Genomic DNA, 19180 nt, shown 5'->3' with positions numbered 1-19180 from the left:
GTGAATTTTAGTAAGCTCAAATTCACCTCTCTTTATTTTTTTAGCTAGTTATGTCCCAGCCTCTTTGTTTTGTTAATAACTGACTGAAGTTAACATGGATATTTAAGAATTAATCACTTCTTTGCCAAAATAATTATATGAACAGATTGAAGGTTTATTTAGGTAATAATTCATATAGATATGGCTTTCGCTCTATACAAACCGTCAATCTTTGAATACATCACTGGATAAATAGCGTTCCCCAGAGTCAGCGGTCATACATATAACAATATCCTGTGGTGATAATTTTTTCGCAACCTGTATAGCTGCATAAACAGCCGCACCTGAAGACGGCCCAACAAGAATACCTTCTTTTGATGCAAGATCTCGAACAATACTGTAGGCTTGGTCATCCTTGATTTTGATAATTTCATCATATATGTTTGTATTTAACGTATCAGGAATAAACCCCGGACTCGTTCCAACAAGTTTATGCTTACCTGGCTGCCCCCCAGATAAAACCGGCGAACCCGATGGCTCAACAACATATACCTTTATGCTTTCATATTCTTCTTTTAACGTTTCACCAGTTCCTGTAATCGTACCGCCAGTTCCAGATGTCGCAACAAAAGCTGACGGTGTTTTACCAATTTGCTTCATAGCTTCAATTATTTCAACCGCTGTAGTTGTACGGTGGGCATTTGGATTTGCTTCGTTTTCAAATTGCATTGGGATAAAACTATTAGGAATCTGTTTCGCTAATTCTTTTGCTTTCTCTATCGCTCCAGGCATACGCTGTTCACCAGGGGTTAAGACAACCTTTGCTCCATATGCTTTAACGAGGTTAATTCTCTCTTCTGTCATTGTGTCAGGCATAACGATAATAGCTTGATACCCTCTCGCTGCAGCATTCATAGCCAGGCCGATACCAGTATTACCAGAAGTAGGCTCTATAATTGTTGTACCAGGTTTTAGCAACCCGCGCTTTTCCGCCTCAATAATCATATTATAGGCTGCACGATCTTTTACACTTCTACTCGGGTTGTAGTATTCAAGCTTAATATAAACCGTTGCTCCATTTTGACCTGTGAGTCGATTTATTTTAACAAGTGGCGTATTACCAATTAAATCTGCAATATTTTGCACGACACGCATATGTACACTCCTTCGGGGTCAAGACCAAGACCCCCACTGCTATATTTACACTTCTAAGCGCCAGAGAGCTGACTCCTTGGGGGTTGACGGTGCTTTGTTTTTTGTTCGTATGAGTAAGCTATTTTTATTAATTGTGGTTCTGTAAATGCTTTTCCTGTCAATGTGAACCCATATGGCTTGCCATCTGTAGTAAAGCCGCAAGGTACACTTATTGATGGATAGCCAGCTCTGGCTGCTATATCTGCTCCAGAATCTGAAGGAAATAAAATCACATCAACGTCGTATTTATCTATTGCGTAGTCAATCCCTTGGTCTCTCGATAAAGAAATATCATTCGCTCTACTATGAATATATTCGGCCTCAGTTAATGCACCACTTTTACTTTGGGATTGTAAAAAATAGTGTTGCCCATATTTTAGTGCTTTCTCAGGAACACTGTCATTATAAGAAATGATATCTTCAAGTGTACGGATTTGACCGTGATTCAACTTCTTTAAATATGCATTGATTGCTGGCTTAAATTCGTAATCCAATACGTTCCAATCCCAGTGTGATTTATAGGACGGAATAGTAATTGATTCTACGATTGTTGCCCCTTCCTCACGCATGACATCAATAACGGATTGAATGAGTTTTCTTTCACTAGCACAATCAAATTCAACATCTTGAAAGACACCAATCTTTGCTCCTTTTAAACCATCTTTATTCAGAAATTGACTGTAATCATTCTTCGTTTGCCCTATGCTAATGGCTGTTGACGGGTCTTCATGATCTATGCCAGTAATTGCACTTAACAAGATTGCAGCGTCGCTCACATTTCTTGCCATTGGGCCTGCAACATCTTGACTGAAAGCTATCGGAATGATTCCATCGCGACTGACAAGACCAACCGTAGGTTTGATGCCAACGAGGGAATTGTTTACAGCTGGGTTTAGAATCGATCCAGATGTCTCAGTTCCTATAGCTGCAGCTGCAAAGTTAGCTGCTATTGCTGCACCAGAGCCCGAACTTGAACCTCCAACATCAAACCTACCAGGTCCGTACGGGTTTAATACTTGTCCACCCTTTGAACTATAGCCTGAAGGCATATTTTCAGCCATATAATTAGCAAATTCAGTCATGTTAGTTTTCCCAAGTATCACTGCCCCTGCTTTTCGTAACTGCTTTACTACAAAAGCATCATCAGCAGCATAAGAATCTGCTAGCACTAATGACCCTGCACTCGTATTCATTTTATCATCTGTATCTATGTTATCTTTTAATAAAATAGGAATTCCATGCAAGTGACCTCGAGCTCCTGTTAACTTTCTTTCCCTGTCAAGAGATTCTGCAATATGTAGTGCATCAGGATTAATTTGTGCAATGGAATTGATTGCAAGTCCTTCGCTATCAAAGGATGCTATTCTATGTAAAAAAAACAAAACAAGTTGCTTAGAAGAAATGAGTTCAGCGTCCATAGCTTCTTGCATTTCAAATATAGTGGATTCTTCTCTCCAATAATTTTTTATACTTTTCATGCCTTCTAAATAACCTCCTAAAATATTATAAATTAAAGTAAAACGTTAAATAAGCTTTTCGATTGGTTAATGTGTTACCCGTAACCATATACCGTTCGTGGCATCTTTTCTTCTATATAAAGATGACTGTTAGATGTTACCTTTTTGTTTAGGAACAATGGCAACACAAAGTTATCTAAAAGAGACTTAAAAAAACATAAAAAAACTATTTATTAACCTACTAAACCATTGCGATTAGCGTAAATGGCTGCTTGGGTTCGGTCAGCTACTTCAAGTTTACTAAGGATGTTACTCACATGTGTTTTTACCGTTTTTACCCCAATAAATAATTTATCACTAATCTCTTGATTGGTTAAACCATCACCTAAACATATTAACACATCTAATTCTCTATCAGTAAGCTTGTCATGTGGTTTTTCAGAACTATTTCGAAAACGATTCATCATTTTATTAGCTACTTTTGGTTCAATTACATTTTCTCCACGAAATGCTTTGCGAATGGCATCACTTATTTGATCGGCTCGTGATGTTTTTAGTAAATAACTAAATGCTCCGGCTTCTATTGCTGGAAATACTTGTTCATCATCATAATAGCTTGTTAAAATGATGACTTTACACGTTGGATTGATAGCCATAACTTGCTTGGTTGCATCGATGCCTGTACCACCCTCCATTAATAAATCCATTAACACAACGTCAGGTTTGTTCTTTTTTACTAATTCAATTCCTTCCTTGCCATTTTTACCTTCACCAACTATCTCAATATCCCGCTCAGTCATAAGATAGGAAATAATACCTCTTCTTACCATTTCATGATCATCTACAACGACCACTTTAATTTTCTTCTCCATCGTGTTCTCCTCCTTTAAAAGGTATGCGAATATCGATATATGTTCCTTCTCCAACGTTGGATTTCACGCTAAACTGTCCACCAATTTCTTCACACCGTTCTTTCATCGTGTGTAGACCATATGAAGCCATTTTTAAATTCGTTACATCAAACCCTTTGCCATTATCATAGACGTGTAAAAAAATATATTGATCTCTCTTATATAAATCGATTTTCATCTTTGATGCGTCAGCATGACGTAAACTATTTGCTAAAGCTTCTTGAACGATTCTAAATAAATGATCCTCCACTGCAAATGAAAGGTCATTTATATTTTGAATAGAAACTTTAAATTTGATCGGGCATCTTTGCTCAAGCTCATTAACGAGCTGGTTAATTGCTTGATCGAGAGGCTCTCCTGACAAACGCACAGGTCTGAGATGAAGCAAGAGAGCTCGCATTTCCACTTGAGCTTGACCAGCCATATCTCCTATTTCCTGAAGCTGTTTCTTAGCTAAATTCGGGTCATCATCAATAAGTCGGACTGCAGCTGACGATAACATACTTAACGCAAAAAGCTGTTGACTTACTGCATCATGAAGGTCTCTAGCTAGTCTTTGTCGTTCTTCAACAACCGCTACTGTATGCGCATTATTAGCTAACTCTGCTTTTTGCTCTGCAAGCCGTTGCAATGATTCTACTTGTCCCTCGATTTTTATCGCTAGTTGGTTCAATTCATCACTAATTCTGCCAATTTCATCTTTTTCTTCGCTTTGTATACGCTCTGATAAATTCCCTCTCGATAACACAGTTATATATGTTGAAACATCCTCTATTCTCTTTTTGATAGACATGCTATTCCGGTAGCCAATAAAAATACCCGATCCTATTGATATACATGTAACAAACACCGTCATCCACAAGATTGTAGGAATGTGTATGGATTGAGTAGGAAAAAACAAGAAAAACAGCTGTAAACCAACAAAGAAAAGGATAGTTGACACTAGAGCAGCTACGAGATGGGAGCGAATAAATTGAAAACGTATACTTATAATATTTTTAAGCATGAGCTTTTCCTCCTACACTCGATCTACTCGAATTGAACCTGCTTTTAATGAAAGATGGATTGTTAGCTTTCTAGAAGCAGATGGATAGTTGTCAGACTCGAAGCTTATAGTATTGTGGACTCCATCTTTTCTAAGTTCAAAAACTTTTACTTCTCCCATGTTTACTGTCGTGTCGATCTTACAAGCAACATCTTCTGGAATAAGCATTTTAATATCTCCAACTAATCCTTGAATAACTATTTCAGTTTCTTTATCAGGGATATAAGCTCTGCTAAAATCAAAATAGTAGTCACCAATCATATTCTTAATATTAATTGGTTTAACAGCCCAATTTTCGTCATCGAATTTCATTGTGCCTATAGAAAAATTTTTCAAGATAACCCCCTTTGAGTCGTGAGGTATATCAGCGTCTTCATCATAGAATTCACTGACCTTTTTCAACATTTTTTCCTTCCTTTTACTATCCTTCTCAACTTTTATAACTGTAATTTTCCTGTTGCGGAACATTTCCAACCCGAGAAAAATGAAGAAAAGTGGCCACAATTTATATACATCCCAAAATCCAAATTCAATAATATAAAATCTATCAAGTATAAGTAATGACCCAAAAATTATAAAAAAGACTCCTTTAAACCATCCTGTTCTTCCCTTAGTAATTGCCCATTCTACCACCCATTTTAAGCCGATGATGACGAATAAAAACGGATATGAAAAGTGAAAAACATCTCTTACATTTAATGTAATAACATTAATATTCATCAATAATAGTACGATCCCAATTCCAACTAATAAAAATCCCCAAATAAATTGACTAAGTGTTTTCATAATAAACCCTCCAGAAAAGAACCTCACTTGTGTTCTCCCCATAAATAATTTGACTTTAATACTGAATGTTCCTTCTTATCCACTCAATTTTATAAATATACTTTAAAAGGATAGTGAACATTGTTGCTTTAAATAATGATTACCTATTAGATCGAAATACGACTAGCAATCTGTCAAATATTTTAATATTATACCATTATTATAAACATACCTCATACGTAAGAAAACATGCTACGGCACGGAGGGTTCTCAGTCTGTAGACCTATTGTTTGTCTTATCCAAAGGCTCCATGAAATGTTATTTATTGCTTCAAGGAAGCACGAAACGTAAATCACACATAGAAAGACAAGAAAAAGAGAATGTCAAACCTCTAAATCACTGTTGTAGTCGGACAAAATAGCAAGGGCAATATGATTGCAGGAACAGGGCTTGTTAAAGCGGAAGAAATTGATTCTACAATAGGTGATTTATTACACCTAACAGTAAATGAAAGCTTAAAGCAATGTGTTGTTAGCATGTGATAACCGAATAGACAAATGCTTATTTCATCGTGTCAAAAGGCTAATTAAACAGCTGTTGAGATGTGAAGGAATGCATAATAAAAGAACTCTAAATTTATAGGTTAAATAGAGATCAAGGAGCTACTAATTCGACCTTAATTCTGTCTGGGTCTTCAAAAAATACTGCGTAATATTTTTCTCCTCCTGCGAAGGGATGTTTATCAGTATAAAGAATTTTCACACCCTTTTCTTTTAACTTTTTTGTCATATCGTCAACCTGTTGTCGTGAACTTGCGTGGAAAGCCAAATGATTTAAACCTACTCTGCATCTATGATAAGGTATGTCCATAAATCTTTCATCAGTTTGAACGAAAACAATGTATGTGTCTCCAATCTTCCAACTTTGACCACTTTCCCACTTCTGAAAAGGTTCATATCCTAATTCTTCTAATACCCAACTCCAAAAGGCAATTGAAGTCTTCAAATCATTAACATTTATTTCAATATGATGTATAAGTCCTTGTGACAATTGATACCCTCCTTTTCTCTACTTTTTCACACAATTATTTATTTTATCAGATAATTCCAGACTTACAATTATTTATACTAAATAATAACCTTTAGGAAACAGCCTTTTTCATTTAACAATAAGCTCAATTGCAAATTTTTCTTGTTGCTGACCTAACTGAGTCTCAATTGCAACGAAGAATAACAATAGCACACTACAAAAAGAGTGCATCCTAATCAAATTGATTAAACAAGTCAACACCCTCGCCAAACACAAACTTTTAGTAGCGCGCTACCCTTCTCACTTTTATCACGTTGTTTTTGCCATATAAGTTTTTATTTCGTTTTAGATTAACCCATGCCATTGTAGTACGCGATACTATTCCACTTTGCATCATTAGCAACAGCTATAAATAATTCCTCAATCTAGCTGATAAATTTCAGTTAATTTTGTGACAAAGAATAAGAAAAGAGCCTTGTAAATGATGAAAAATTTCTCCATAAAATAGTTGAATGACCCAAGCAATATTACCTAGGTTGCATATGTTATTTTTAACGAGGCAATTAGGCCTCATTAATTATCCTATAAGGAGGGTTATAAGTGGCAGAATATGGCGGTGGCGGTATATTTGCATTAGTAGTCGTGTTGTTCATTTTATTAATCATAATTGGTTGTGCTTGTGTAGGCCGTTTTGGTTATTAATTTGCACGCTGAGATTTCTCAACACAATTGATTTAAAGCTTAAAAACACCTCTTGGTCACCAATTAATGGGACCAAGAGTTTTTTATACGGAGCTTTCACATTGATTGCTGAAATTCTTTCTAAGATATAAGAATTTGCACATCACATCTTGTGATCGTAGCATCTTTTCTATCATAAAACTAATCTTACTGTTTCATTTTTATGTAAGGCTGTTTTCGTATTCAGAAATAAATACGTGCTTAACTAGAGTTCGTGGCATCTTATCTTCTGTACAACGATGACTAACAATTTAAAACCACATTTTTGGAACTAATTTAATTACAATAGCAACAAAGTTTACGAGACGAGCCTTTTATACAAGCAGATTTCACAATAGCTTTTCGCATCTTATTGGAACACGTGCACAATTGTAGTATCGTGGCATTTGTTCTTCAACTTCACAATCATAATTCTAAAAAATTATAACAAAGGATGACCAGAGCAATTATGATGAAATTTTCTATGTTTTCACTAGAAAATTCACACAAACATAAATGAGGATTTGCTAAAATAATAGTAAGCTTATCATCTTTGTTAAACAACTTGATCTTTATTAGATTGTAAAGGAGGATAAGAGTATGGAAGAGTCTAAAAAGGTTAAAACAATTTGCGGCTATTGTGGCACAGGTTGTGGACTTGTTTTAGAAGTAAACGATAATAAAATTACTAGAATACGTGGTGATAAAGAAGCTCCTGTGAACAAAGGACAAACTTGTATTAAAGGAGCTTTTGCATATAACTATGTGCATTCACCATCAAGATTAACATCCCCGCTCATTCGTAAAGCAGGAAAACTAATACCAACTAGCTGGGAAGACGCTTTATCTTTCATTGCAAACAAATTATCGCACATTAAAAACAATTGGGGTACAGACGCAATAACAATGTTTGCATGTTCTCGTTCTACAAACGAAACAAACTATATTACTCAAAAATTTGTGAGAGCCGCAATTGGAAATAATCATATTGATGGGTGTAACCGTACTTGACACGCTCCTAGCGTCGCCGGTCTGGCGACTATACTTGGAAGCGGTTTCCCTACCAATAGATTAGAAGATTTTGATAAGGCAGATGTACTTTTATTAATGGGATCGAATACAACCGAAGCCCACCCAATTATTGCTAACCGCATGAAAAGGGCTGTTAAAAAAGGGCTGAAGATCATTGTAATTGACCCTCGGGAAATAGATATGGTTAAATTTGCTGATGAACATTTACAAATTAATGTTGGTTCTGACATCGCTCTAATGAACGCTTTCATACATGTTATATTGAAAGAAAAGCTCTATGATGCAAACTTTATATCGCGTGTTACTCATGGTATTAATGACCTTCAACAGCAGGTAGCAAAATATACTCCTGAATTTGCTGCAGCTATCACTGGTTTGCAGCCAGAACAAATTGTTAACGTCGCTAGACAGTATGCCAATGCACAAAATGCAATGATTGCATACACACTTGGCATTACTGAACATCATAGTGGTGTCAATAATGTTTTCGACATAGCAAACTTAGCTTTATTAACCGGTCATATCGGTATGGAAGGCAATGGCATTATGCCACTAAGGGGACAAAATAACGTTCAAGGTGCAGGCGACATGGGATGCCTACCTAATCAACTACCTGGCGGTTTCAAAGTGAGTAGTCAGGTGCATAGAGAAATCTTTGAAAAAGAGTGGCAAGTGTCAATAAACCCCCATGCTGGAGATACCCAAACGAGAACTTTCGAAAAGATGGAAAGTGGCGAAGTAAAGGCATTATACGTAATCGGAGAAAACCCTCTCATGGCGGATGTCCATATGTCACATACGAAAGAACTTTTGGAAAAGCTTGATCTATTAATTGTGCAAGATATATTTCTTACTGAGACAGCTGAGTTAGCTGATGTTGTCTTACCAGCTCGTTCTTGGAGCGAGGTAGAGGGTACGTTTACAAATACAGATCGCAGAGTTCAGCGTGTAAGGAAAGCGATAGAACCAAACCCTAATACAAGAGAAGATTGGGATATTTTATGTGACCTATCTACGAGATTGGGCTATCCTATGAAGTATCAGTCTAGTGAAGAAATTTGGAATGAAGTTCGTAATCTAGCTCGAGAAATGTACGGTGGAATGCCGTATGAAAGACTTGACCGCGAAAATGGGCTTCACTACCCGTGCCCATCAGAGGATCACCCAGGTACATTATATTTACACGATCGGTTTCATGCTACTGAATTTACGAGTGAAAAAACATCTTTTGTTCCTGTCTCATATACAGCCCCATTAGAATTACCAGATGAGGAATACCCTTTTACCCTTACGACTGGAAGAAGATATGAATCATATAACACACATACGCAAACCAAATACTATGCTGATGGGGTTAAAATAAAGCAAACAGAAGAGACGATCGATATGCACCCTGACGATGCCGCAAAACTTGGTGTGGACGATGGCGAACTCGTCAAAGTTAGCTCACGTAGAGGCAGTGTCAAAGTGAAAACGAAGATTACAAACAAAATGGTCCCTGGGCTTGTCTTTATGAGCTTTCATTGGTCTGAGGTGCCGACAAATATGTTGACACTTAACGAATATGATCCCATTTCTGGGACTGCTGAATTTAAATCATGTGCCATCAAGGTTGAGAAAATAAATTAACACGTTCTATCTAAACATCATTACAACGTTTAATTTTGAGATGGCTAAACTGCTTCACTCTAAGGAAAAATCACTATAGAGCTAAAAAAGCTGCTATCAAAACATATTTTGATAGCAGCTATATAAATTCGGACAATAGGAATATGCACGATTGTAAATACATACTTGAAGATATGATGATCAACCTCTCCTGCCGATTGCCTTTGAAAATCTATGGGATCGAATTGAGCGTTTACATCATTTTTCTCCAGCTTCAATCGCTATTGCATCCTTTACAATATGGACAAATTCAAACTCCTTCTCAGTATTAGCATTTCGTTCTGCTACTTCTAGAACTTGATTAAATGTCCCTTCCTTTGCCCAATAGCTACCTCGTAATATCTCTGCAAATTCTGCAACTGCAGCAATAAAGTTAAAATCTTTGCCAACATCTCCTGTTATAGACAAAGGTTTAGTAATTTCATTTATTTCATTAACTTCTACATCAGTAAATCTTAGGTGAATGTCTCCAATATTATTTGGATTTTCCGTTTTCAATTTCAGTTCATATAGTGCTGTAACAGTATGACCTGCACCTATCTCACCACCATCAACTGTATCATTCCGAAAATCTTCATCATCCACATCCCGATTTTCATAGCCTATTAACCTGTAACGATCCACTGTCTCGGGATTAAATTCAACCTGAACCTTCATATCTTTTGCAATTGTATATATAGTACCCGTTAACTCTTCCATAAAGATGCGACGGGCTTCTGAAAACGTATCAATATATGCATAGTTTCCGTCACCTCGATCAGCAAGCTGTTCCATTAACACATCATTATAATTTCCCATACCGAACCCAAACGTACTCAATGTAATGTCTTTCTTGGCATATGATTTAATTTGTTCCAATATACCATCAGCACTTGTCTCACCTACATTTGCTACCCCATCTGAACAAAGGATAACACGATTTACTGCACCGGGATGAAAGTTTTCTCTCGCCATTTCATAAGCCATTTTTAATCCATCCTCAACATTAGTTGACCCTTCTGGCCCAAGTTCATTTATAGCTCGTTCAATATCCGTTATGTTATCTAGGGAGCTCGGTCGTAACACAACTCGTGCATTTGATCCATAAGTTACAATACTTACTTTATCTTCGGGCTTTAACTGACTTAGCAGTAAGTGCAAACTTTTTTTAACAAGCTCTAATCTGCCTTCTTGTTCCATAGAACCAGATATATCAATGACGAATGTTAACAGTGCTGGTTTTCTATCCTCGACATTGATTTCTCTTCCTTTAATATCAACCCTCATCAGTTTATAACCTTCACCAAACGGTGAATTTGAACCATCGACACGAACTGAAAATATTTCGTTTTCTGGTGGAGTAACATTTGAATCGAAATAATTAACAAATTCCTCAACTCTTACAGCATCATTAGGTGGCATCGTTCCTCTTGATAAATAATTCCTTACTACACTATAAGATCCTGTATCTACATCAACAGCAAAAGTAGAAAGTGAATCATCTTCAGTTGAAACGAACGGATTTGTACCATAATGTTCAAAATACATATCATCATAAGTAGCACCATTAGGAAGAGAAGTTTCTTTACTAACTGGAGCAGCTTGGTTATATGAAAAACTTGATTCAGTAGTAGTTTCTTTATTTTCAGCTGCTCCTGAATCTTCCTTCCCTCCACATGAAGTAAGTATCAACATACATACAAAAAGAACAAGTATTTTTCTCATCATTTTGACCCCCTCATCCAATTAGACGAATGACTGGAATTATTTGTTACAGAGTTTGATACTACAAATGTACTTTTTTGGTAACGAATTCTAAAGATTTTGTTATAATGTGATGTGCATCATTTTTTTCATTCTTACTTGAATTGTCGTCGAAAGGAGGGGAGATACATGCCATTCAACAATGGATTTGAACAAGGTTTTGAATTATTCCAAATAATACCTTATATAGTCATATTTGGATTTATAATAGTCTTTGGATTTATTATTTTTGCTGCAATAACGGGTGTAAAACAATGGAATCATAATAATAATCAACCGGTCTTAACTGTTAATGCGGTTGTTGTGACGAAGAGAATGAATGTTAGAAGACGTTCTAGTAGCCATAATGATCATCCTACTACTAGCTCTAGTACAAATTATTATGCTACCTTTGAAGTTGAAAGTGGTGATCGCATTGAGCTACAAGTTAGCGGGAAAGAATATGGTATGCTTGTCGAAGACGATCAAGGAAAATTGACATTTCAGGGGAGTAGATATAAAGGATTTACACGCTCTTAGCTGAAACTTTTGCAAAATCATCACTTAATATTCCATTAACATGTATTGATATCATCTATCGTATGTTTTTTCAAATAGATTATTTTGTATCGATCGAAGGCATGGGGCATTTTCTCTTATAAAAGGGGAAAACTTGTCTTATTGAACAAACCTGCAAATAAAAAAACCCGATGTGTAGATTACACATCGGGTTTAGTTTATTTATTATGTTCCTATTACAGCTTTACAACGTTGTCAGCTTGAGGGCCACGGTTACCTTCAACGATATCAAATTGAACTTCTTGTCCCTCTTCTAAAGTTTTAAAGCCATCACCAGTAATTGCACTGAAGTGTACAAATACATCGTTGCCGTCATTAGCTTCGATAAATCCAAAGCCTTTCTCAGCATTAAACCATTTTACTTTACCAGTTGTTTGCATAATAATACCTCCAAAATTTAATAATATGCTTCATTATCACTTCTATACAAAATAAAAAATTCACATATTATAAAAAGTACCAATGTTGAAGTGATAACTCTTTATAATACATGAATTATTTACTCCATTAACTATATTTATACATAATTTGACCTAAATTACTTTTACATAAGATTACTAGCACAAATTAACATTCCTTCATCTAAAACAATGAAAGCCCTACCTCTCTTTCATCCTTGTGACTCCGATGATCACGCCAGTGAATTAGAAAAATTCAAAATATAGACTGGCATTATATAAAACTTGATAACAAACGTTCGATGCTAAAGCACCTAAGCCATTATAACATATCCATGTTAATTATCAATATGTTTATGGATTTATATTGGAAAAAATTTATATTACCGTAATTTTTTAGTTGGATTGAATATCTTTCAACTGGTAATAATATACTGAGTTGTTTACCTAACAATCATAAAATCAGTCAATTTTAAATTTGATAAGAAGTGTTACTTGTTACAGGTTGTCAGAATTGTACTTAAATAAAGTAAGGAGACATTATGTTATGAATTGGTATGAAAAATTAAACCAATACTTTCCTATTGAAGAAATGAAGTCTAAGGAGCATATGGAAGCTCTATTAAAAGAAAAGAGTAATATTTATTTCAAGGACGAAGGACTTCATCACGTCCTGATGTACGTCGAAACAGAAGAGTTCATCATGATCGATTATTTATTTGTCTCAAAAAATGCGCGAGGTCAAGGACTAGGACATAAACTTATTAACAAAATGAAACAGCAAAAAAAACCAATATTACTTGAAGTTGAACCGCTTGATTATGAAGATACAGATACAGAAAAGCGCTTTCGGTTTTATAAACGTGAAGGCTTTACACATGCAAAAAATATTACTTATCGCCGTCGGTCATTAGCAACTGATAAAGTAAATGAGATGGAAATTTTATATTGGACACCTCATAACGAAACAGAAAAAGACGTTGAACAAACGATATTCCGCAGCATGAAAAAAACGTATGAGAACATTCATACATATAAAGACGAAAAGTTTTATGGCCAGTCATATCAACCAGTTGATGAGGTTCTAACCTTTCAACATGATAATAATGATTCAAATAACTCTCATCCAGATTTATAGTTACTTTGTTCTAGGCAAACCTAGTCACAAGGTTCTCGTAAAACATTGACTAAGTTGATTTACATCAATCAACTTCATAAAAACTATGGTGAGCAACAGGATTTAATTTAAGAGATAGCGTAATAGCTTGACTTCCTAGTTGCTTCCAACCACTTAAAAAATCTTCACGATTTAGTTTCCTATTTTTTTCCTCAACAAGAGGGTCATTTACATAAACATACTTATTGTCGAAACCAGTCAATAGCACTGAATGTTCCTTTTTAGTTATTTTTATCGATCCTGAAGCTGTTTCCCACGTTTCCCAATATTTTTCTGGTACAACATTATAAATACTTGTTGTGATTACCCATACAGGTACTCCTTTCTTTATATAATCTTCGATTAATTCAAACGGTTTTCCAGTTAAATTAATAATTTGCCCAGGCATGTAGCGATTTGCAAGACTCTCAATTGGTTTATTGAACACAGCATAGCCATCATTATCATATGAATACATATCGCCAACAAACCCATCATTAGGGTCTCCGTACAATCCGTGCTTATAATAAGGTACTTTCGGAATTTTTTCTGCTAGTTCCATTTTATCTATTTGAAGTCCTGCATATGAAAGTAGCATCGCAAGACTAGTAACTTCACAACCTCTTGGAAGTTCAGGTAACTGTTGAAGCAGCGGTGCTTCAATGACCTTCTTCGATAGTGACTGTAAATCATTTGACTTGTATAACGCTACATTACCATTTTCTAACAAGTTGCTTCGGTGTGTTTTTGCTAATTCAATTGATAATAATTGGTTAGATTGATTTATACAACCGGCACTTAACATTACTATAATGAATAAACAAATAAAAGTATTTATTTTTTTATAGATAAGTACACCTCCCAAAATGAACTTCTTTCAGTCCAAATCATTTAAGCACTTGTTCATAGATGTTTTCGCATTGAAAGAACTAAACACGAATAAAACTAACGTTAGGGGGTATCTTTTCTTGGATTAAAGACTATAAAAATTATAGAATACACATCAGCTACTAGAATGTAAGTGAATAAAACCTATTAAATAAATAAACACGTATACAAAAACGTTTTTAGCATCTTTTCTTTTGTAAATTTGTGATAACTATATAAAAATCACATCTTGCAGTTCTCTTTTGTTTATAGCTACACCGTTTACACATTAGAGCCTAGCTAAAAGGAATTAGATTATTAAGCACATTTCTAATTCTCTATTAATATTACTATGCTTTGAATTTGTTTTAACAACTTTTATATAAAAAATATAGTATTTTCGATGATTACCACTATCGAATCGAAAATAGTCAAAGTGAATTGATAAATAAAATGTTCAAGGTAATGCTGAATCAAAATATAAATATTTCCATAGAAGAAATGAGCTCACATGTTACACTTCCTAAGAATAAGTACCTTACTATATATACTCTGGAGTTGAACCTATTGGAATTAGCCTTACCATAAAACCTCATGCTCCAGATGCTTATTTTGTTGCAAAAGAGGCTTTTAGCAAAGAAGCTTTTAACATTCTAAACCTGTTTAAGAAACTAGGATTTACATACGAAAGTATTGATATAGCATCTTTTTTAGCTGATGGTAATACATTCTATTCTATTTCAATTGAAGACCCTAATGAATTAAATAGCTTAGAAACTTTAATTGCCCAAACTAAAGAAATTGTTGGTAAAAAATAAAAATTTCCTTTCCAATCTTCACTATCGTACAACTAACACTTTTGTTTATTCTGTACATATTGAACAACATCTAGGTGCATTTATACTTTAATGAGAAACGGTAATGTATTTTTGATTCTGCTACTAATTAAGCTTTGGGGTCATACGTACTCACAAGGATTTTAGGTCATTTAAGAAGCTAATAGTTCTCTAAACAAAAAGCATCTCTATTGATTGAGATGCTTTTTTTGACGTGGTTTAATTAAATAATCTTCAATATCCATACCCTTAATGTATGGTACTAGTACTTTCCGATAGTATATTCATTCAGTTATATTCCATTTTGAATGCCCCTCTAAAAGGTTGTGTGGGTAAGATGTTTAAAAAAAATGCAAAAATTCCACTCTGAAATACCCCTTAAGTCTCTAGAAACCATTCATAAAGCTTTCATTTTTTACAAATCATCAAAACCATTCACATCGGATGCTTTTGTATATTGACGAGATTTTTGTTCAAAAAAATCTGTTTTACCTAAATCGACTTCTTGGTAAGCGATAATCCACCGCAATGGATTTTTTATCGGTGCATGAGGAAAAACACTTCTACCATACCCCAATTGATGGCAACGTTTATTGGCCATATATTGAATGTATTGCTCCAATTCCTCAAATACAATTCCATCCATTTTATTACCTATTATTTCACGTCCCCATTCAATTTCTAATTCTGCTGCCTTCCGGAACGCAGTAATTGCATACTGCTCTAGTTCTGGGGTGTTATACTCTGGATTTTCCTTTAAAACTTCTTTATATATTTTTTCAAATAAGCCTACATGAATTTGTTCATCTCTATTTATATAATTAATCATCGTTGATGTTGCAACCATTTTTTGATTGCGTGCTAAATTATAAAAGAAAGCAAAGCCACTATAGAAAAACAAGCCTTCTAAAATAACATCATATATAATCGAGTGCAAAAAGTTTTCAATGGATGGCTGTCTAGTAAAATCTTTATATCCATTCGTGATAAAGTCATTACGTTTTCGTAATGTATTTTCTGTACGCCAATATTCAAACACTTCATCCTGAATTTTTTTTGGTACAATGCTTGATAAAACATAGGAATACGAGTGATTGTGAACGACCTCTTGCTGAGCCAGCATAATCATAAGTGCATTGACAGAAGAATCTGTAATATAGTCAGCAACCTTACTTGCATAGTCAGATTGAACGCTATCTAAAAGAGCTAATAATCCAATGATTTTTAAAAACGCTTCTTGCTCAACTTGAGAGAGCTGTGGAAATTGTTTTATATCCTTGCCCATATTAATTTCAAACGGTGTCCAAAAGTTTGCTAACATTACTTTGTATTTTGGGTATGCCCAAGGAAAACGGACGTCATCCCAGTTTAATATATTTGAACTTGCCCCGTTGATCATACTTGTCGAACAGTTAGGTGCTTGTGTATCCATAAGCTCTCGTTTTGCAATTGTAATCATCAATATCCCCCTCTTCTAGCTATGACAGCTATCGCAATCTTCAATGTTTGCAGTCGATGTTGACCGTACATAATAGGTTGTTTTTAATTCGTTTTGCCAAGCAAGTGTATGAAGCTCCAATAATTCTTTTGCCTTTATGTCATTCCGAACGTAAATATTAAATGAAATCGATTGGTCGATATGACGCTGTCGTTTCGCATTTTGCATAATACTCCACTTTTGGTCAATAGTATAAACTGACTTGTAATACCAATTTGTATGAGGTGTTAAATCTGGAGCAGTAACTGGTATTTTATAATTCTTTTTCTCTTCAGAGTATTCTTTTCTAAATATCGGGTCAATACTTGCTGTAGACCCTGCAATGATCGAAGTTGATGAATTAGGTGCTACTGCAAGCAAATAGCCGTTACGAATACCGTGCTTCTTAACATTTCCTTTTAACTCAATCCATTGCTTTGAATGATATCTTCTGTATTCGAAATATTCTCCTGATTCCCAATCTGATCCATAAAATGCAGGATAGGGTGTTTTTTCCTTCGCCAACTCCATGCTAGCTTGAATCGTTTCGTATCCAATTTGTTCATACAGTTCATCACAATAAGCGACAGCTTCTTCACTTTCCCACGCTATACCTTTTAATGCTAATAAATGGTGCCACCCAAATGTACCTAACCCAATCCCTCTATATTTTTCATTTGTTATTTCAGCTTGTAATACAGGAATTGCATTTAAATCTATTACATTATCAAGCATACGAACTTGTATTTTTATTAACCGGTTAAGGACATCATCCTGAACTGCTTTAGCTAAAGAGATTGATGATAAATTACAAACGACAAAATCGCCAGGCTCTTTCACAGTAATGATTTGTCCATCATCTACCTTTTGTTCAACAACAACTGTAGGACTCATATTTTGCATAATTTCTGTACACAGATTACTACAATATATCATTCCTTTATGTCTGTTTGGGTTTGCTCTATTTGCTGTATCTCGATAGAACATATATGGTGTTCCTGTTTCTAACTGTGAAATCATAATAGCCTTGAAAATGTCTATCGCCGCTACAGCTTCTTTTGAAAGGTTCGGATTGTTGACACATTCCCAATATTTATCTCGGAAAGACCCTTTGCCAAGCTCTTCATCAAAATAATCCTCTAATGAAAAACCCATTATTTTCCTTACTTCGTGTGGGTCAAAAAGATACCATTCACCTCGTTCTTCAACAACCTCCATAAATACATCAGGTATACACACTCCAGTAAATAAATCATGTGTACGCAACCTTTCATCTCCGTTGTTTAATCTCGTATCAAGAAACGACAATATATCCTTATGCCATACATCTAAATAAACTGAAATCGCTCCTTGCCTTTGACCAAGCTGGTCAACAGACACCGCCGTATTATTTAACTGCTTCATCCAAGGTATAACCCCTGATGAAACACCTTTAAAACCCTTTATGTCACTACCTCTCGCTCTAATTTTCCCTAAATAAACACCTATCCCTCCACCATTTTTAGATAAATTCGCGATATCTGTATTCGAATCATATATTCCTTGCAAGCTATCATCAACTGTATCTATAAAACAACTTGATAACTGACCATAGCTTTTTCCAGCGTTAGCAAGTGTTGGCGTTGCAACCGTCATATACAAATTTGAAAGTGCCCAATACGATTCCTTAATAAGTGCTAATCTCTTTTCCTTATTTTCGTTCATCATCAATGTCATTGCAATGATGAGAAATCGCTCTTGTGGTAACTCAAATACTTCTCCTAGATGAGACTTTGCCAAATAGCGATCTGATAATGTTAATAAACCGATATATGTAAAATGTTGATCCCGCTCAGGTACGATAATGTCTGCTAATAAATCAATTTCTTCTCTTGAATATTGTGCCAGTAATTTCGGACTATAAATTCCCATCTCTGTCAGCTTTAATAGCAATTGATAAAATGAGCCATAGTGGTAACCTGACTGCTCACCTCTATTTTTAGCCGCTTTTTGATAAAGCGAATCTAGGTATATATTTGCAGCAAAGAAAGTCCAATCAGGTTCTAACGCTGTAATTCTTTCCAATGCTGATAATATTAACACGTTAGTTAGTTGGTCATTATGCCATTCATCTTTATTCTCAAATGCTAGCATTAATTTCTCTCGATATTCATCAAATGATAAATGAGGAAATCTATCAGCTATTTTTTGAACATAATCTAAAACCATCTCAGACGTACTACCAGCCAACTGCTCATATTCAACTAATACTTTTTGCATTCTTTCCATCCCCTTTTAATAAAAAATGCGAATGAACCTCGTCTACCTCCAACAAGCATTGAAATCATTTTACATGCTAGAAAAAT

The 19180-nt window shown here is 35.1% G+C and carries 15 protein-coding genes; 4 read left to right on the top strand and 11 right to left on the bottom strand.

The features are described 5' to 3' along the window. Positions 1-204: 204 nt before the first annotated feature. The 6 genes from cysK to SLH52_RS10830 form a co-directional block, all read right to left on the bottom strand. On the bottom strand, positions 205-1134 hold the full coding sequence (gene cysK, locus SLH52_RS10855) for a cysteine synthase A (RefSeq protein ID WP_320209295.1): 930 nt from the start codon (positions 1132-1134) through the stop codon (positions 205-207). Positions 1135-1187: 53 nt separating this feature from the next. Next, positions 1188-2651, bottom strand: a complete 1464-nt coding sequence (locus SLH52_RS10850) for an amidase family protein (RefSeq protein WP_320209294.1) — start codon at positions 2649-2651, stop codon at positions 1188-1190. Between the two features lie 212 nt (positions 2652-2863). Next, a complete protein-coding gene (locus tag SLH52_RS10845) occupies positions 2864-3502 on the bottom strand; it encodes a response regulator transcription factor (RefSeq protein WP_320209293.1) in 639 nt (212 codons plus the stop codon). Further along, on the bottom strand, positions 3486-4547 hold the full coding sequence (locus SLH52_RS10840; protein ID WP_320209292.1) for a sensor histidine kinase: 1062 nt from the start codon (positions 4545-4547) through the stop codon (positions 3486-3488). The genes SLH52_RS10845 and SLH52_RS10840 overlap by 17 nt, the downstream gene beginning before the upstream one ends. A gap of 12 nt (positions 4548-4559) precedes the next feature. Then, complete coding sequence (gene liaF / locus SLH52_RS10835; protein WP_320209291.1) at positions 4560-5372, bottom strand: cell wall-active antibiotics response protein LiaF; 813 nt, start codon at positions 5370-5372, stop codon at positions 4560-4562. A gap of 633 nt (positions 5373-6005) precedes the next feature. Beyond that, complete coding sequence (locus SLH52_RS10830; RefSeq protein WP_320209290.1) at positions 6006-6401, bottom strand: VOC family protein; 396 nt, start codon at positions 6399-6401, stop codon at positions 6006-6008. Between the two features lie 579 nt (positions 6402-6980). Between SLH52_RS10830 and SLH52_RS10825 the strand changes: the two genes are divergently transcribed. Both SLH52_RS10825 and fdhF read left to right on the top strand, forming a co-directional pair. Further along, positions 6981-7082 carry a YjcZ family sporulation protein gene (locus tag SLH52_RS10825; RefSeq protein WP_214481350.1) on the top strand — a complete coding sequence of 34 codons (102 nt, stop codon included), beginning with the start codon at positions 6981-6983 and terminating at the stop codon, positions 7080-7082. A 618-nt stretch (positions 7083-7700) separates the two neighbouring features. Beyond that, on the top strand, positions 7701-9761 hold the full coding sequence (gene fdhF / locus SLH52_RS10820; protein WP_320209289.1) for a formate dehydrogenase subunit alpha: 2061 nt from the start codon (positions 7701-7703) through the stop codon (positions 9759-9761). Between the two features lie 237 nt (positions 9762-9998). On the opposite strand, the gene SLH52_RS10815 is transcribed toward fdhF, so the two are convergent. Continuing rightward, positions 9999-11504 carry a VWA domain-containing protein gene (locus SLH52_RS10815; RefSeq protein WP_320209288.1) on the bottom strand — a complete coding sequence of 502 codons (1506 nt, stop codon included), beginning with the start codon at positions 11502-11504 and terminating at the stop codon, positions 9999-10001. A 168-nt stretch (positions 11505-11672) separates the two neighbouring features. Here SLH52_RS10815 and SLH52_RS10810 point away from each other — a divergent pair, with 168 nt between their 5' ends. Further along, a complete protein-coding gene (locus SLH52_RS10810; RefSeq protein ID WP_320209287.1) occupies positions 11673-12062 on the top strand; it encodes a DUF2500 domain-containing protein in 390 nt (129 codons plus the stop codon). Positions 12063-12277: 215 nt separating this feature from the next. Here SLH52_RS10810 and cspD read toward each other — a convergent pair whose 3' ends face one another. Beyond that, positions 12278-12481, bottom strand: coding sequence for a cold-shock protein CspD (cspD, locus tag SLH52_RS10805; RefSeq protein WP_320209286.1), 204 nt, complete (start codon positions 12479-12481; stop codon positions 12278-12280). A gap of 565 nt (positions 12482-13046) precedes the next feature. Here cspD and SLH52_RS10800 point away from each other — a divergent pair. Continuing rightward, positions 13047-13637, top strand: a complete 591-nt coding sequence (locus SLH52_RS10800) for a GNAT family N-acetyltransferase (protein ID WP_320209285.1) — start codon at positions 13047-13049, stop codon at positions 13635-13637. A 64-nt stretch (positions 13638-13701) separates the two neighbouring features. Here the strand turns inward: SLH52_RS10800 and SLH52_RS10795 are convergent, their stop codons facing one another. The 3 genes from SLH52_RS10795 to SLH52_RS10785 form a co-directional block, all read right to left on the bottom strand. Next, entirely contained in the window at positions 13702-14520 is an 819-nt protein-coding gene (locus SLH52_RS10795; RefSeq protein ID WP_320209284.1) for a C39 family peptidase, read from the bottom strand. Positions 14521-15773: 1253 nt separating this feature from the next. Next, complete coding sequence (locus SLH52_RS10790) at positions 15774-16817, bottom strand: ribonucleotide-diphosphate reductase subunit beta (protein WP_413785513.1); 1044 nt, start codon at positions 16815-16817, stop codon at positions 15774-15776. 15 nt (positions 16818-16832) lie between these two features. Then, complete coding sequence (locus SLH52_RS10785; RefSeq protein WP_413785514.1) at positions 16833-19043, bottom strand: ribonucleoside-diphosphate reductase subunit alpha; 2211 nt, start codon at positions 19041-19043, stop codon at positions 16833-16835. Positions 19044-19180 lie beyond the last annotated feature (137 nt).

The organism is Cytobacillus sp. IB215665, from assembly GCF_033963835.1.
GTDB lineage: Bacteria > Bacillota > Bacilli > Bacillales > SM2101 > Nanhaiella.
This window is presented reverse-complemented; position numbering and strand designations above follow the sequence as displayed.

Excerpts from the sequence above, each read along its gene's own strand:
- SLH52_RS10850 (WP_320209294.1), bottom strand. The coding sequence starts at position 2,651 with ATGAAAAGTATAAAAAATTATTGGAGAGAAGAATCCACTATATTTGAA.
- SLH52_RS10815 (WP_320209288.1), bottom strand. The coding sequence starts at position 11,504 with ATGAGAAAAATACTTGTTCTTTTTGTATGTATGTTGATACTTACTTCA.
- SLH52_RS10790 (WP_413785513.1), bottom strand. The coding sequence starts at position 16,817 with ATGATTACAATTGCAAAACGAGAGCTTATGGATACACAAGCACCTAAC.
- cspD (WP_320209286.1), bottom strand. The coding sequence starts at position 12,481 with ATGCAAACAACTGGTAAAGTAAAATGGTTTAATGCTGAGAAAGGCTTT.
- liaF (WP_320209291.1), bottom strand. The coding sequence starts at position 5,372 with ATGAAAACACTTAGTCAATTTATTTGGGGATTTTTATTAGTTGGAATT.
- SLH52_RS10840 (WP_320209292.1), bottom strand. The coding sequence starts at position 4,547 with ATGCTTAAAAATATTATAAGTATACGTTTTCAATTTATTCGCTCCCAT.
- SLH52_RS10785 (WP_413785514.1), bottom strand. The coding sequence starts at position 19,043 with ATGGTTTTAGATTATGTTCAAAAAATAGCTGATAGATTTCCTCATTTA.
- SLH52_RS10810 (WP_320209287.1), top strand. The coding sequence starts at position 11,673 with ATGCCATTCAACAATGGATTTGAACAAGGTTTTGAATTATTCCAAATA.
- cysK (WP_320209295.1), bottom strand. The coding sequence starts at position 1,134 with ATGCGTGTCGTGCAAAATATTGCAGATTTAATTGGTAATACGCCACTT.
- SLH52_RS10800 (WP_320209285.1), top strand. The coding sequence starts at position 13,047 with ATGAATTGGTATGAAAAATTAAACCAATACTTTCCTATTGAAGAAATG.
- SLH52_RS10845 (WP_320209293.1), bottom strand. The coding sequence starts at position 3,502 with ATGGAGAAGAAAATTAAAGTGGTCGTTGTAGATGATCATGAAATGGTA.